At 72.3% G+C, this 14,081-nt stretch carries 14 protein-coding genes; 6 read left to right on the forward strand and 8 right to left on the reverse strand.

Going from position 1 to position 14,081, the window contains the following annotated elements:
• Positions 1-176: 176 nt before the first annotated feature.
• Together ACZ7CD_RS09290 and ACZ7CD_RS09295 are read left to right on the forward strand one after the other, a co-directional pair.
• Positions 177-944, forward strand: a complete 768-nt coding sequence (locus ACZ7CD_RS09290; RefSeq protein ID WP_470378699.1) for an esterase/lipase family protein — start codon at positions 177-179, stop codon at positions 942-944.
• Positions 941-2,563 (forward strand): RecQ family ATP-dependent DNA helicase, encoded by a 1,623-nt coding sequence (locus tag ACZ7CD_RS09295; protein WP_470378700.1) that lies wholly within the window; start codon positions 941-943, stop codon positions 2,561-2,563. Before ACZ7CD_RS09290 ends, ACZ7CD_RS09295 begins: the two co-directional genes overlap by 4 nt.
• A gap of 7 nt (positions 2,564-2,570) precedes the next feature.
• On the opposite strand, the gene ACZ7CD_RS09300 is transcribed toward ACZ7CD_RS09295, so the two are convergent.
• From ACZ7CD_RS09300 to ACZ7CD_RS09330, 7 genes are all read right to left on the reverse strand, one after another.
• Positions 2,571-3,275, reverse strand: a complete 705-nt coding sequence (locus ACZ7CD_RS09300) for a hypothetical protein (RefSeq protein ID WP_470378701.1) — start codon at positions 3,273-3,275, stop codon at positions 2,571-2,573.
• A gap of 70 nt (positions 3,276-3,345) precedes the next feature.
• Positions 3,346-3,681: a hypothetical protein gene (locus ACZ7CD_RS09305; protein WP_470378702.1), complete on the reverse strand. Its 336-nt coding sequence runs from the start codon at positions 3,679-3,681 to the stop codon at positions 3,346-3,348.
• 90 nt (positions 3,682-3,771) lie between these two features.
• Entirely contained in the window at positions 3,772-4,128 is a 357-nt protein-coding gene (locus ACZ7CD_RS09310; protein WP_360396588.1) for an OsmC family protein, read from the reverse strand.
• A gap of 73 nt (positions 4,129-4,201) precedes the next feature.
• On the reverse strand, positions 4,202-4,819 hold the full coding sequence (locus ACZ7CD_RS09315) for a sarcosine oxidase subunit gamma (RefSeq protein ID WP_470378703.1): 618 nt from the start codon (positions 4,817-4,819) through the stop codon (positions 4,202-4,204).
• Positions 4,809-7,625, reverse strand: a complete 2,817-nt coding sequence (locus ACZ7CD_RS09320; RefSeq protein WP_470378704.1) for a 2Fe-2S iron-sulfur cluster-binding protein — start codon at positions 7,623-7,625, stop codon at positions 4,809-4,811. The genes ACZ7CD_RS09315 and ACZ7CD_RS09320 overlap by 11 nt, the downstream gene beginning before the upstream one ends.
• The gene (locus tag ACZ7CD_RS09325) at positions 7,622-7,903 is read right to left on the reverse strand and encodes a sarcosine oxidase subunit delta (RefSeq protein WP_470378705.1); all 282 of its coding nucleotides are present in this window, start codon (positions 7,901-7,903) and stop codon (positions 7,622-7,624) included. Before ACZ7CD_RS09325 ends, ACZ7CD_RS09320 begins: the two co-directional genes overlap by 4 nt.
• Before the next feature lie 179 nt (positions 7,904-8,082).
• Positions 8,083-9,312 carry a sarcosine oxidase subunit beta family protein gene (locus ACZ7CD_RS09330; RefSeq protein ID WP_360396583.1) on the reverse strand — a complete coding sequence of 410 codons (1,230 nt, stop codon included), beginning with the start codon at positions 9,310-9,312 and terminating at the stop codon, positions 8,083-8,085.
• A 68-nt stretch (positions 9,313-9,380) separates the two neighbouring features.
• Here ACZ7CD_RS09330 and ACZ7CD_RS09335 point away from each other — a divergent pair, with 68 nt between their 5' ends.
• Positions 9,381-10,040: a GntR family transcriptional regulator gene (locus ACZ7CD_RS09335; RefSeq protein WP_360396581.1), complete on the forward strand. Its 660-nt coding sequence runs from the start codon at positions 9,381-9,383 to the stop codon at positions 10,038-10,040.
• Between the two features lie 34 nt (positions 10,041-10,074).
• On the opposite strand, the gene ACZ7CD_RS09340 is transcribed toward ACZ7CD_RS09335, so the two are convergent.
• Positions 10,075-10,854, reverse strand: a complete 780-nt coding sequence (locus ACZ7CD_RS09340) for an IclR family transcriptional regulator (protein WP_470378706.1) — start codon at positions 10,852-10,854, stop codon at positions 10,075-10,077.
• Positions 10,855-11,043: 189 nt separating this feature from the next.
• Between ACZ7CD_RS09340 and ACZ7CD_RS09345 the strand changes: the two genes are divergently transcribed.
• The 3 genes from ACZ7CD_RS09345 to ACZ7CD_RS09355 are packed head-to-tail and all read left to right on the forward strand — an operon-like array spanning position 11,044 to position 14,050.
• On the forward strand, positions 11,044-12,162 hold the full coding sequence (locus ACZ7CD_RS09345) for a glycosyltransferase 87 family protein (RefSeq protein ID WP_360396578.1): 1,119 nt from the start codon (positions 11,044-11,046) through the stop codon (positions 12,160-12,162).
• Entirely contained in the window at positions 12,159-13,394 is a 1,236-nt protein-coding gene (locus ACZ7CD_RS09350) for a sensor histidine kinase (protein ID WP_470378707.1), read from the forward strand. The genes ACZ7CD_RS09345 and ACZ7CD_RS09350 overlap by 4 nt, the downstream gene beginning before the upstream one ends.
• Entirely contained in the window at positions 13,391-14,050 is a 660-nt protein-coding gene (locus ACZ7CD_RS09355) for a response regulator transcription factor (protein ID WP_360396575.1), read from the forward strand. The genes ACZ7CD_RS09350 and ACZ7CD_RS09355 overlap by 4 nt, the downstream gene beginning before the upstream one ends.
• Positions 14,051-14,081 lie beyond the last annotated feature (31 nt).

The raw sequence follows: 14,081 nt of genomic DNA on the forward strand, positions 1-14,081 counted from the left end.
TCAGCTCGTAGTCGTGTCCTGGCCTACGAGCTACCCGTCGAAATCCGTCGCAAACGACTCGGTTCTGATCATTTTCAAAAGCTGCTGAACCGAAAACGTGACCGCCGTCCGTGTTTGCCGACGCCCGGCCGGGCTAATTCCTCCGCACGCGCACGAACTGGAAGCGGAGACCACGGATGACCCCTGCTGGACAACTGCGTTCACTCGCACGTGAACACGTCGCCGTCGCCGCGCTGACCATCCCGCGGCTGCTGCGCCACCGGGTGTGGCGCGACGCGAACCCGCACGAGGGAGCCGGTCTCGGTGTCGTGCTGGTGCCGGGTTTCGGTGCGAGCGACCTGAGCCTCACCTTCACCACGACGTGGCTGCGCGACCGCGGTTACGTCCCGACCGGCGCGGGCACCGGGTTCACCGTGGGCTGCACGTCCGAGCTGGTCGACCGGGTCGAGCAGCGGCTGGTCGAGCACGCGGAGGCCACCGGCGGCCCGGTCGTGCTGCTCGGGCAGAGCCGCGGCGGCGGGCTCGCGAGGGTGGCCGCCACCCGCCGGCCCGACCTGGTGAGCGGTCTGGTGATGATGGGCAGCCCGGTGCTCGACCCGATGGGCGCGCACCCGCAGGTGCTGCTCGCGGCACGGGCGCTGGCGCAGCTGTCCCGCGTCGGCGTGCCGGGGCTGATGGACCCGGAGTGCCTCGCCGGTGACTGCTTCGAGGACAACGTCCAGGCCGCCGCCGCGCCGTTGCCGCCGGAACTGCCCGCCGTGTCGATCTACTCCAGGTCGGACGGCATCGTGCCGTGGCAGCTGTGCCAGGACCCGTCGGCCGAGTGCGTGGAGGTGCACAGCACCCACACCGGCATGGCGCTCGATCCGGACGTGTACCAGGTCCTGCGGCCGCGGCTGGCCGAGTGGGCGGCCCAGCGCTACGACCTGCGGGCGACCGGATGAGCTCGCACGACCGGCTGGTGCGCACGGCGGAGGACGTCTTCGGCTGGACCGAGCTGCGGCCCGAGCAGCTGTGCGCGATGCGGCACGTGCTGGACGGGCGCGACGCGCTGGTCGTGATGCCCACCGGCGCGGGCAAGTCCGCGATCTACCAGGTCCCCGCGATCCTGCTCGACGGCCCGACGGTGGTGGTCTCGCCGTTGGTGGCGCTGCAACGCGACCAGGTCGCGGCACTGCGCGCGGCGGGCGCTCCCCCGGCTGCGGCCGTGAACTCAACACGTTCGGCGGAGTCCAACGAGGACGCGTGGCGGGAGTTCGCGGAGGGGCGGACGGAGTACCTGTTCCTCTCTCCCGAACAGCTCGCGAACCCCGACGTGCTCGACCGACTCGACCGCCGTCGGCCGTCGTTGTTCGTGGTCGACGAGGCGCACTGCGTGTCGGCGTGGGGTCACGACTTCCGGCCCGACTACCTGCGGCTGCGCGAGGTCGTCGACCGCCTCGGCCACCCCGTCGTGCTCGCGCTGACCGCCACGGCGAGCGGCCCGGTCCGCGGCGACGTGGTGGAGCACCTGGGCCTGCGCGACCCCGCCGTGGTGGTCGCCGGGTTCGACCGGCCCAACCTGCACCTGTCCGTGCGCTTCGGCACCGACGAGGACGACCGCTCCCGGTCCGTTGTGGACCGGGTGGTCGAGCGGAAGGGCCCAGGCCTGCTCTACACGGCCACCCGCAAAGACGCCGAGCGCTACGCCGAGACCCTCGCCGCCAAGGGACTGCGGGCGGCCGCGTTCCACGCCGGCATGAAGGCAGCCGACCGCAAACGGGTCCAGGACGACTTCATGGCCGACCGCCTCGACGTCGTCGCGGCCACCTCCGCGTTCGGCATGGGCATCGACAAGCCCGACGTGCGCTTCGTGGTGCACGCGGCCACCCCCGGTTCGCTCGACGCCTACTACCAGGAGATCGGCCGCGCCGGCCGCGACGGCGAGCCCGCCGAGGTCGTCCTGTTCCACCGGCAGGAGGACGAGGGCCTGCAACGGTTCCTCAACACCCGCCGCGCCGACCTCGACTGCGCCCGCGAGGTGGCCGCGCTCGTGCGCGAGCAGCCCGGCATCACGCTCACCGCGCTGGCGGACCGGGTCGAGTGCTCGCGCCGGAAGGTCACCGGCACGGTGAACCTCTTGGAGAGCGCCGGAATCGTGGAGATCACGCGCGACGGCGTGCGGTACGCGGACGGTGCACCCACGCCGGCGAAGTCGGTCGCGGTCGTCGAGGAAGAAGCCGAACGGCAGCTGAAACGCGACAGGTCACGGGTCGAGGTCATGCGCGAGTACGCCGGCACCCGCGGCTGCCGCCGCCGGTTCCTGCTGGGGTACTTCGGGCAGGAGCTCGACGGGCCGTGCGGTCACTGCGACCGGTGCGACGAGGGGCTGCCCGAGGAAGCCGACGCGGCCGGCGTGGCCGCTGAGCACCGGCCGGACTCCGAGGTGCGGCACGAGATGTGGGGGCGCGGCACGGTGGTGCAGCAGGACGGTGACCGGTTGATGGTGCTGTTCGACGAGGTCGGGTACAAGACGTTGTCGCTGGCGGCGGTGGAGGAGGCCGGGGTCTTGGACTACGTCTGAGGCCGGCTCAGAGCTTGCGCAGCTCGTGGTCGAGCATGGCGGCAACCTCGAGGACCATGCTCGTGGCGCGCACAGGGTTGACCGGTGAGTCATGGCCGACGAAGCACTCCACGTCGACCGAGACGTTGTGCAGGCGGAACAGGAGCTGCTTGTCGACCTGGTTGTCGAGCTCGTTCGGCCTGAGCAGGTGGAGCTGGAGCGCTTCGTCGCCATACCCCGGTTCGACGTGGTACCGGTGCCCGTCCACCGCGGTGTGGTTCTTCAGCCGGTCGAAGTCGTCGGCGGCACGGCTGCGGCTTTCGTGCAGGCGGACGGACACGGCGAGGCGGAGCCGGCTGAACCCTCCCCAGCTGCACGACCTGGTCCCGGTGGCGATCTGCTGCGGTCCGCCCTCCGCAGCGCCGGCGGTCCACCGGGGGAGGTCCGGTGCGGCCCGGACCACGGCGCAGACGTCGGGAGCCCGGTCGAAGTAGGTGTTGTGGCGGAGGTGGTCCACGGCCTGCGGACCCACGAGGTACCCGCCGACGGCGATCGCGGTGGCCACCCAGCCGGCCTTCACCAACGCCGGACGGGACGGCCACCACCACGTGCGCGGGTTCTCGATCCGAACATCGCCGTGGATCGCGTCCACCTGGAGAACGTGGCCCGCGATGTGGCTGTTGTTCACCTCGTTGCGGTTCACCGGCTCGGCAGGCGGTTCGTTCAGCTGCACCACGCCAGCTTGCCAGCACCCACCAGTGCCGGGGGGTTGCGAGACAAAACCGCGCCTCCCGGCACCGGCGCTACTCGTTCTCCACCCGCAACTCCAAGCCCGGCGCGGACAGCACCGGCGCGTCCGGTGCCTCGGCCAGCACGAGCGTCAGCTCCCCCGTCTCGAACCGGGATCCGCTCCCGGTCCACCGCACGGGTTCCTCGCTCCTCAGCCGCACCTCACCGCCGGGCTGCGTCACCACGGCGGTGAGCCCGTCCCCGTCCTGCTCCAGCACGACGGTGCCGCCGTCCTCGGGCCCGCCCGCGTCGGGCAGGTCCGCGGACAGCCGCAGGCCGGCCACCGCGCCGCCCTCGACGCGGCACTCTCCGACCAGGTCCAGGAGCACCGTCTTGGACCGCAGCGTCACCTCAGCCTGCGAGACCTGACAACGAACCGTGGTTGCTGAACTGTCGGCCATGCGCAGTGCCTACCCACCGCGCACCCGCCGAAAACAGGATCAGCCATCCAGGGCGACGGGCCAGTCACCGACCAGCGGGCAGTGCCGGACCGCCTGGTCGAGCAGGTCGGCCCGGCGTTCGCTCGGGACGTTGGGCAGCGCGACCGAAAGCGACGCGTCGACGGTGTAGTCCTGGGCGGTGCCGTGGTTCAGCGCCACCCGTGCGCGCACGGCGCTGCCGGTCGTGTCGAGGTCGCCGGTGGAGGCCGCCAGCGCCACGGCCTGGTGCAGGCACGTGGCCAGCGCCGCGGCGTACAGCTTCTCGGGGTCCCAGGACCCGTCACCGACGGGGAGCGCGGACCCCGACACCTCGACCTCGTCGTTCCGGGAGACCGCCTCGACCTCTTCGACCTTCATCGCCACCTGCTTCGTCGACGGGTGTGAACCCTCCGCGCATACCCGTGGCCTGGCGGCTCAACCGCGATCGGGGTCAGCGGAACACGACAGTGCCGCTGCCGTCGAACGGCACCGCCAGGTACTCGGTGCACGCGTCGGCCAGCCACGCCGCCAAGTACCCGGCGAACGACGACCGCACCAGCAGCGCGACCCGGTCGGGCCCGGTCACCTGCAGGATGACCCCTGTGCGTGCGAGCAGCGTCTGCACGCAAGTGCCGACGGGAGCCGCAGCCGGGTGCAGGTCCACGGCACATCCGTGAGCCAGCACGTCGCGGACGTGCGGACCCTCCAGCTCCACGGTCGTGCGCTGAGCCGAAGTGTCCACAACGGACCCCCTTTCACCACCGAGCGCGCCACGCAGCACCTCCTCGACCACCGCCTGCAGATCGGGTCCGGCCACGACCAGGAACTCGTCAGGCCCCAGCCACAGCACCTCCACGGCACCGAACAGGCCGGTGTCCATGGTGAACGTGCACGCATCCGCCGGGAACACCACACCCAGCGCGCCGCCCATGGCCGCGATGGCGCCGGAGTTGGACACCCGCACCGTGAGCTGGGAGCGGAACGGCACCTCGCGCACGCCCAGCGCGGGTGCGAGCGCGGTCAGCCGGTCGGTCCAGGCCGCCAGCGGGCTCACCGGGTCAGCCGTCACGGCGGGCTCCTTCCTGGTCGTAGAGCACGGAGCCGGTCACGGTGACCGGGACGAGCGCGTCCCCGACCGGCACGTGGAGGGTCTCGCCGATGCGGTCGCGGCCGGAGCGCACGAGGGCGAGCGCGAAGGTGCGGCCCAGCGCCGCGCTGGGGTAGCTGGAGGTGACGTGGCCGAGCATCCGCACCGGCGGTTCGGGCAGCCGGTCGGTCTCGACGACCTGCGCGCCCTCGGGCAGCAGCACCCGCGGGTCGACTGGCAGCAGGCCGACGAGCTGCTTGCGGTCGGCGCGGTTGTTCTCCGCACGGGCGAAGGACCTCTTGCCGATGAAGTCGGCCTTTTTCTTCGACACCGCCCACGACATGCCGAGGTCCTGGGGTGTGACGGTGGCGTCGGTCTCCTGGCCGATGATCGGGTAGCCCTTCTCGGCGCGCAGGACGTGCATGGTCTCGGTGCCGTACGGCGTGATCCCGTGCTCCTCCCCCGCCGCCATCAGCGCCTCCCACACGGCGATGCCGTGCCAGGCGGTCACGTTGATCTCGTAGGCCAGCTCGCCGGAGAAGCTGATCCGGCACACCCGCGCGGGCACACCGGCGACCTCGGTGTCGTGCCAGGTCATGAACTCGAACGCCGCGTTCGAGACGTCGAGCGAGGGCGCCACCGCGGCGAGCACCGCACGGGACTTCGGCCCCACCAGCGGGATCGTGGCCCAGTGCTCGGTGACCGACGCGCAGTGCACGTCGAGGTGCGGCCACTCCGTCTGCAGCCACTCCTCCATCCAGTCGAGGATCTTGGCGGCATTGCCGGTCGTCGTGGTGACGAGGTAGCGCTCCTCGCCGACGCGGATCACGGTGCCGTCGTCGATCACCATGCCGTCCACGCCGCACATGACGCCGTAGCGGATCCGGCCGACCTTCAGCGTGCTCATCAGGTTGGTGTAGAGCAGGTCGAGGAACTCGCCGGCGTCCGCGCCCTGGACGTCGATCTTGCCCAGCGTGGAGCCGTCCATCAGCGCGACGCCCTCGCGTGCGGCCCGGCATTCGCGCAGCACGGCCGTGTGCAGGTCCTCACCCGGCCGCGGGTAGTACCAGGGCCGCTTCCACTGGCCGACGTTCTCGAACACCGCCCCGTGCGCGACGTGCCACGGGTGGATCGCCGTGACCCGCACCGGATCGTGCAGCTCGCCGCGGTTGCGCCCGGCCAGCGCGGCGAACGACACCGGGGTGTAGGGCGGTCGGAACGTCGTCGGCCGCTGCTCGGCCAGTTCGACGCCGAGGGCCTCCGCGACGATGCCGGCCGCGATCATGCCCGAGGTCTTGCCCTGGTCGTGCGCGGTGCCGATGGTCGTGTACCGCTTGATGTGCTCCAACGACCGCAACCCCGCGCCCGTCGCGCGCAGCACGTCCGCGACCGTCGAGTCCCGTTGCAGGTCGACGAAGCTCGTCTCGTCGGAGCCGGGCACCCGCCACAGCACCAGGCCGGACCGGCCCGTGCACCGCGCGTCCGACACCGGTCGCGGCACCGTCGTCCGGGGGTCGAACCCGGCGCCGAGCGACGCCTCGGCACCGCAGACGCTGCCGTCGCCCAGGCACCGGGCGAGGTCGAGGTTCCCGTTCGCCGCACCGGCGACCCGCACCGTCGGCTCGGCCGGTCCCGGCACGAACGCGCCGAGCCCGTCGTCGTAGAGCAGTGTGCCGCCGGCCTGGCTGAACAGGCTCACCACCGGGTTCCAGCCGCCCGACACCAGCAGGGTGTCGCACGCGACGACCTCGTCGCCGACGTGCACCGCCGTGATCCGTCCCTCGCCCTCCGTGCCGGTGACCACCCGCCCGGCGCGGACCTCGATCCCCCGCGCCGCGCACTCGGCCGCGAGCGCGGCGGGTGCCTCCGGCCGGGCGTCGACCACCAGCGCGACGTCCACACCGGACTCCGCGAGGTCGATCGCCGCGCAGTACGCGCTGTCATGGGTGGTGAACACGACCGCGCGTGAACCGGGCAGCACGCCGTAGCGGCGCAGGAACGTGCGGGCCGAGGACGCCAGCATGATCCCGGGCCGGTCGTTGTCCGGGAACACGACCGGGCGTTCGTGGGCACCGGTGGCGAGCACTGTCTGCTTGGTGCGGATCCGCCACACCCGCTGCCGGGCGACGCCGGCGGGTGCGGCGAACCCGAGGTGGTCGGTGCGCTTCTGCAGCGCGAGCACGAACCCGTCCTGGTACATGCCGAACGCGGTGGTGCGGTCCAGCACCAGCACACCGGGCGTGCCCTTGAGCTCCGCGACCACGTCGGCGACCCACGCGGCCGCCGGCCGGTCGTCCAGGTGCTCCTCGAAGACCGGCAGCGCACCGCCGGGCCGGTTCTGCTCGTCCACCAGCACCACGCGGGCACCGCTGCGGGCGGCGGTCAGCGCGGCCATCAGCCCCGCCGGTCCGGCGCCGACGACCAGCACGTCGCAGTGCACGTGCTTGGCGTCGTAGCGCGCCGGGTCAGGTTCGGCGGCGAGCCGTCCCTGCCCGGCCAGGCCGCGCGCCACCAGGCCGTCGTACAGCTCGACGGTCGTGGCGATCAGCATCGGCTCGGGGAACGGCGCCTCGACCTGCACCAGTGACGTCGGGTCCTCCGACCCGGCCGCGACGATCCCGCGCGGGCGGCCCAGCTTCACGCTGGTGCCGATCTCGTGGACACCGTTGGCCAGCAACGCGGAGGCGAGCGTGTCGCCGGGGTGGCCGGTGTAGTCCTGTCCGTTGAACGTGAAGCGCAGCAGCGTGGTCCGGTCGACCACGCCGCCGGTCGGGGTCCGGAACGTCACGGGGCCACCTCCGGCATCGGCTCGCCGGACCGGTAGGTGGCGAGGAGCTCGTGGGTGCGGGTGTCGCGCACGGCGTTGAACCAGCGGCGGCACCCGGCGCTGTGGCTCCAGCGCTCGGCGAACGGGCCGCTGGGGTTGTCCCGGAAGAACACGTACTGCGCCCACTGCTCGTCGGTGAGCACCGACGGGTCCTCGGGGTAGGCGACGTGGGCCTGGCCGCCGTAGTGGAACTCGGCTTCCTCGCGCGGTCCGCACCACGGGCACGGGATGAGTTGCATCGTCAGCTCCTGCCAGGGCCTGTGTCGAGGTCCTGTTCGATGAGAGTCGTGCCTGAGGTGGTTCCTGGCGGTGCGGGCGGACAGCCCGCATACCGCGGTGTTGTACGTGGGCTGTCCGCCCGTGCCCCCTGGGGCCGCCTCAGGCCCGGCTGTCGCGAACACGGACCTCGACACAGGCCCTAATGCGCGACGGCGGCGGCGCCGTGCTCGTCGACGAGGGCGCCGGTGGTGAAGCGGTCGAGGGTGAACGGCTCGTTGTACGGGTGCGGTTCGTCGTGCGCGACGGTGTGCGCGAAGCAGTCGCCGACACCGGGCGTGGCCTTGAACCCGCCGGTCCCCCAGCCGCAGTTGAGGTACAGGCCGCCGACCGGGGTGAGGCCGACGATCGGCGAGGCGTCCGGCGAGACGTCGACGATGCCCGCCCACGTCCGCAGCAGGTGTGCCCGCGCGAACACCGGGAACAGCTCCAGCGCCGCGGCCATCTGCTCCTCGATGACGTGGAACGAACCCCGCTGGCCGTAGCCGTTGTAGCTGTCGATGCCCGCGCCCATCACCAGTTCGCCCTTGTGCGCCTGGGAGACGTAGACGTGCACCGCGTTGGACATCACGACGGTCGGGTGCACGGGTTCGAGCAGTTCGGACACCAGGGCCTGCAACGGGTGCGAGGCGAGTGGCAGCCGCAGGCCGACCATCTGCGCGAGCACGGAGCTGTGGCCGGCCGCGCACAACGCGACCTTGCCCGCGGCGATCCGGCCACGCGACGTCCGCACCGCGGTGATCCGGCCGTGAGCCGTTTCCAGGCCGGTGACCTCGCAGTTCTGGATCAGGTCGACGCCCATGGCGTGCGCGGCCCGCGCGTAGCCCCAGGCCACGTAGTCGTGCTTCGCGATGCCCGCACGCGGCTGGTAGGTCGCGCCCAGCACCGGGTAGCGCACGTCCGGCGAGGTGTTGACGATCGGGCAGAGTTCCTCGACGCCGTCGGGGTCCACCCACTCGGCGTCGATGCCGTTGAGGCGGTTGGCGTTGACCCGCCGGACGCTGTCGCGGACGTCCTGGAGGCTGTGCGCGAGGTTCAGCACGCCGCGCTGGTCGAACAGGACCGGGTAGCCGAGGTCGTCCTCCAGGCCCTCCCAGAGCTTGAGCGAGTGCTCGTAGATGCCGGAGCTCTCGTCCCACAGGTAGTTCGACCGGATGATCGTGGTGTTGCGGGCCATGTTGCCGCCCGCGAGCCAGCCCTTCTCCAGCACCGCCACGTTCGTGATGCCGTGGACCTTCGCGAGGTAGTAGGCGGTGGCCAGGCCGTGGCCCCCGCCGCCGACGACCACGACGTCGTAGGAGGCCTTCGGCTCCGGGTTCTCCCACAGGAAGTCCGGGTGCTCGGGCAGATGGGCTCCTGGCGGGCTGGTCATGCGACGCCTCCAGCGGGAATCACCTGGTCGACTTCTGGTATATCAGTCTGTGGGTTACCGTAGGTCACATGAACGCACGGGTCAACGACGAGCCGGCGGCCGTCTCGCTCACCGAACGGGCGTACGCCGTGCTGCGCGACCGGCTGGTGATGCTGGAGATCAGGCCGGGCGAGCCCATCAACGAGGACCGGCTGCGCGCGGAGCTCGGCGTCGGCCGCACGCCGATCCGCGAGGCGCTCAAGCGCCTGGAGCAGGAACGGCTCGTCGTCGCCTTCCCCCGCCGCGGCACGTTCGCCACCGACGTGAACATCTCCGACCTCTCCCACGTCTCCGAGGTGCGCCGCACGCTCGAACCGCTGGCCGCCGCCGCCGCGGCCGAGCGCGCGACCGCAGCGGACCGGGCCGCCCTGACCGGGCTGCGGTCCCAGCTGGAGACCGCAGCCCGGCCGGGCGACAACACCGCGCTGCTGCGCGCCGACGTGGACGTGCACCGCGCGATCTACCGGTGCGTGCACAACCCGTTCCTGGAGGACACGCTCATCTCCTACGACAACCTCGCCACCCGCATCTGGTGCGTGTTCCTGCCGCGCCTGTCCGGGATGGCCGGGCACGTCGACGAGCACGTGCCGTTGCTGACCGCGATCGTCGAGGGCGACGCCGAGAAGGCGGCCGAGCTGGCCTCCCAGCACGTCATCGGGTTCGAGCGGGCGATCCGGGCCCTGATCTGACCTTGGCGCCGGTCGCCGCGGCGGGCGGGGTCGGTCAGGCGGGGTGCCCCAGGCGGGCCGAGAGGTCGCGGGACGCGGCGCGCAGCTCCTCGACGACCTCGGGCACGCGCTTCTGCGAGAGCCGGTAGGCCGGTCCGGCGGCGCTGATCGCGGCCACCACGTCGCCGTGCGCGCCGAACACCGGGACGGCGACCGCGTGCAGGCCGGGTTCGAGCTCCTCGAAGCAGGTCGCGTAACCGTCCGTGGCGGTGCGCCGCAACTCCTCCCGCAGCCGCACCGGATCGGTGATCGTGCGCGGCGCGCAGGCCTCCAGGTCGCCGCCGAGCACGCGTTCCCGGTCCGCACCGGACGCACCGGCGAGCAGGACCTTGCCGCTGGACGTGGCGTGCAGCGGCGTGCGCTGGCCGACCCAGTTCTGCGCCGCCACGGCGGAGCTGCCGCGGGCCTGGCTGACGTTGAGCGCGTTGTCGCCGTCGAGGACGGCGATGTTGACCGTCTCCCCCAGCTGGTCGGCGAGCGCCGAGCAGACCGGGCCACCCAGCCGGGCGTAGTCGAGCCGGCCGGTGACGGCGCCCGCGAACCGGAGCATGCCCAGTCCGATCCGGAACGGTCCGCGCTCCCCGTTCTGCTCGACGAGGTCGCGGGCGCGCAGGGTGTAGACGAGTCTGGACGCGGAGGACTTGTGCACGCCGAGCTCGGCCGCGATCTCGGTGATGCCGGCCTCGCCGTTGCGCGCCAACAGCTCCAGGACGGCGATGGCCCGGTCGACGGACTGCACGAGCGCTCCGTCGCGCCCCTCCCCGTTGTTGCTCATGAAGCCAAGGTAACGCTTTCGACCGGCTTCCCCGGCGTCCGTCACCGGGCTGTTGCGTGAGGACGGTCGGTGGTGAAGGCGTTCCGTGCTACCCCGGTAGCACGCCCGAACACCCGCTACCGCGGTAGCGCTCGCGGTGGGCGCCGGGGCACGACGACGCCACGGCGCCGTCCCCCTAGCGTTCCCGATGTGCTCAGCTCCCGTTCCGCCCCGGTGCTCCTCGCCGGTTCGTTCGTCCTGTTCGGACTGGCCGGGTGGGCGCTGCGGCTGCCGCTGGGCCTCGACAGCGCGGTGTACCGCTCCGGCGCGCTGGCCGTGCTCCGCGGTGAGGCGTTGTACGACCACCTCACCGCCACACCGGAGTGGGCGGTCGACCTGCCGTTCACCTACCCGCCGGTCGCGGCCGTGCTGTTCACGCCGCTGGCGGTGCTGCCGACCCAGCTCACGTGGGCGGTGTTCGCCGCCGCCACCGCGTTCGGCGTGGGCGTGGTGCTGCGGTGGACCACCGGCCGGACGCCGTCACCGCTGCTGTTCGCGGCGGTGTTCGGTCTCGAACCGGTGTGGCGGACCGTCGGGTACGGACAGGTCAACGTGCTGCTCATGGCCGTCGTCGTGGTCGACGTGCTGCGGCAGGGCCGGTTCTCCGGCGTGCTGGTCGGGATCGCCGCGGCGGTGAAGCTGACGCCGTTGGTGTTCGTGCTGCACCTGCTGGTCACCGGGCGGGTGCGGGACGCGGGGCGGGCGCTGGCGGTGTTCGGCGGTCTGCAGCTGCTCGGGTTCCTGCTGCTGCCCGGTGACTCGCTGCGGTACTGGGGGTCGGCGGTCCTCCGCGGCAACGACGCGACGGGCAACGGGCACCTCGCCAACCAGTCGATCTCCGGTGCGGTGCAGCGGCTGACCGGTGCGGCACCGTGGGCTCCCCTGCTGGTCGCGGCGCTCTGCCTGGGCTGCGTGGCCGCGGCGGCGGTGCTGGCCCGGCGGGCGCACCTGCGCGGTGAGCCCCTGGGGGCGCTGCTGGTCACAGCGTTCTGCGGGCTGCTGGTCAGCCCGATCTCGTGGTCGCACCACTGGGTGTGGGTCGTGCCGCTGGTGGCGTTCCTCCTGCGCGGGCCAGGTGCCGCGCAGGTGCCCGTCTGGGCGGTCTTCGTCCTGTGGCCGCTGCTGGTGCCGACGGGGAACGCCGTGCTGGACAACCTCTACGTGCTGGTCGCGGTCGTCGGTGGGGTGCTCGCGTGGCGCGGCCTCCTGTCCGGGGGTGGAGTAGGTTCGGCGCGAGTGGATGATCTTCCGGGGCGGTGGGGCGGATGAGGGGTGCCGTGGTGCGGCAGTTCCTCGCCGCCGGCGTGTTCACGTTGTTCTCGGCGAGCAGGCTGGTCAGGACGCCGGCGTCGGCGGGCTGGCGGCGCCTCCGGATCGTGCTCGTGCTCGGCGTCGCGTCCTGGGTGGTCTTCCTGAACGTGGTCGGCCCGGCCGAGCTGCGGTTCACCTACTCGTCGATCCCCGCGTGGTGGTTCACCGGTCTCGCCGTCGCCGCCGTGCTGCTGACGCAGGTCCACCCGCTGTGGGCGTGGCGGATGCTCGCGGTCGTGATGGTGTTCGAACCGGTGGTCCTGCACGACTTCCGCTCGGCGTGGGGCTGGCCGTGGACGCCCGGCACGGTCCTCGCAGCCGCGGCGGCACTGCTGACCACCGCCCAGGCCTACCGGCAGACCGTGCTCGTGTGGGTGTTCTTCTTCTCGATGGTCGTCGTGTGGGCGCACATGTGGGACTACCGGGACATCTTCCTGGTCGGTGCCATCGTGGGCGGTGTGCTCGTCGTGGGCAACGCGATGCGGTTGCGGCGCGTGGCCGAGGCCGACCGCAACGAGCAGTCCCGGCGCCGCGAGGTCGAGGAGGTCCGCGCCGCCACGCTGCAGGAACGCGCGGTCATCGCCCGCGAGCTGCACGACGTGGTGGCGCACCACATGTCCGTGCTGGCGCTGCGGGCCGGGAGCGCGCGGTACCGGTTCCCCGGCCTGTCGGCGGAGCTGGAGGGCGAGTTCGCCGAGATGCAGGAGACCGCGCGGGAGGGCCTGACCGAGATGCGGCGGCTGCTCGGCGTGCTGCGCAACGAGAACGGCGAGGCCGAGACCGCGCCCCAGCCGCGCGTGGAGCAGATCGCCGAGCTGGTCGACCGCCTGCGCAGCGCCGGAGTCGCGGTGACCGTGCGGTTCGACGGCGACGTGAGCGGCGTGCCCGGCGGTGTCGCGCTGTCGGCGTACCGGATCGTGCAGGAGGCGCTGAGCAACGCCGTCCGGCACGCCCCGGGGTCCACTGTGGACGTGCGCGTCACGGCGGGCGCCGACCTGCGTGTGGTGGTGCGCAACAGCGCCGCCGCCGAACCCGGGCCGCCGACGGACGACCGGGCCAAGCACGGCCTGCTCGGCATGCGGGAGCGGGTCGCGACCCTGCGCGGCACGATCGTCGCGGGTCCGGGCGAACGGGGTGGTTTCGTCGTGGCGGTCACGCTGCCCCTGACCGGGAACGAGGACCAGCCGTGAACACGACAGTGCTGATCGCCGACGACCAGACGATGGTCCGGCAGAGCTTCCGCGCCGTGCTCGCCGCACAGCCGGACATCACCGTGGTCGGCGAGGCGAGCAACGGCGCCGACGCCGTGCACGCGGCCGTCCGCGACCGCCCCGACGTCGTGCTGATGGACGTGCGCATGCCGGTGATGGACGGCCTGGAGGCCACCCGGCTGATCCTCGGCACCCCGGACCTCGGCACCCGCGTGCTGATGCTGACGACGTTCGACGTCGACGAGTACGTCTACGGCGCCCTGCGGGTCGGCGCCTCCGGCTTCCTGCTCAAGGACGCCCCGCTGGAGGACCTCGTCAACGCCGTGCGGGTGGTGGCGGCCGGCAACGCCCTGTTCGCGCCCGCCGTGACCCGTCGGCTGGTCGCGGAGTTCGCCGCCCGCCGCCCAGGCGCGGTGCGGCCCGAACGCGCCGACCGGCTGACCGCGCAGGAGCTGAAGGTGCTCCGGCTGGTCGCGCGCGGCCTCTCGAACACCGAGATCGCCGCCGCGCTGGTGATCGTCGAGCAGACGGCGAAGACGCACGTCAGCCGGGTGTTCGCGAAGCTCGGCGTGCGCGACCGGGCGCAGGCGATCGTGGCCGCCTACGAGATGGGCATCGTGGTCCCCGGTGAGTGAGCGGTAAATCGTTCGTCCGGCGCGTTCACCG

The sequence above is a fragment of the Lentzea sp. NPDC036949 genome (assembly GCF_055608075.1).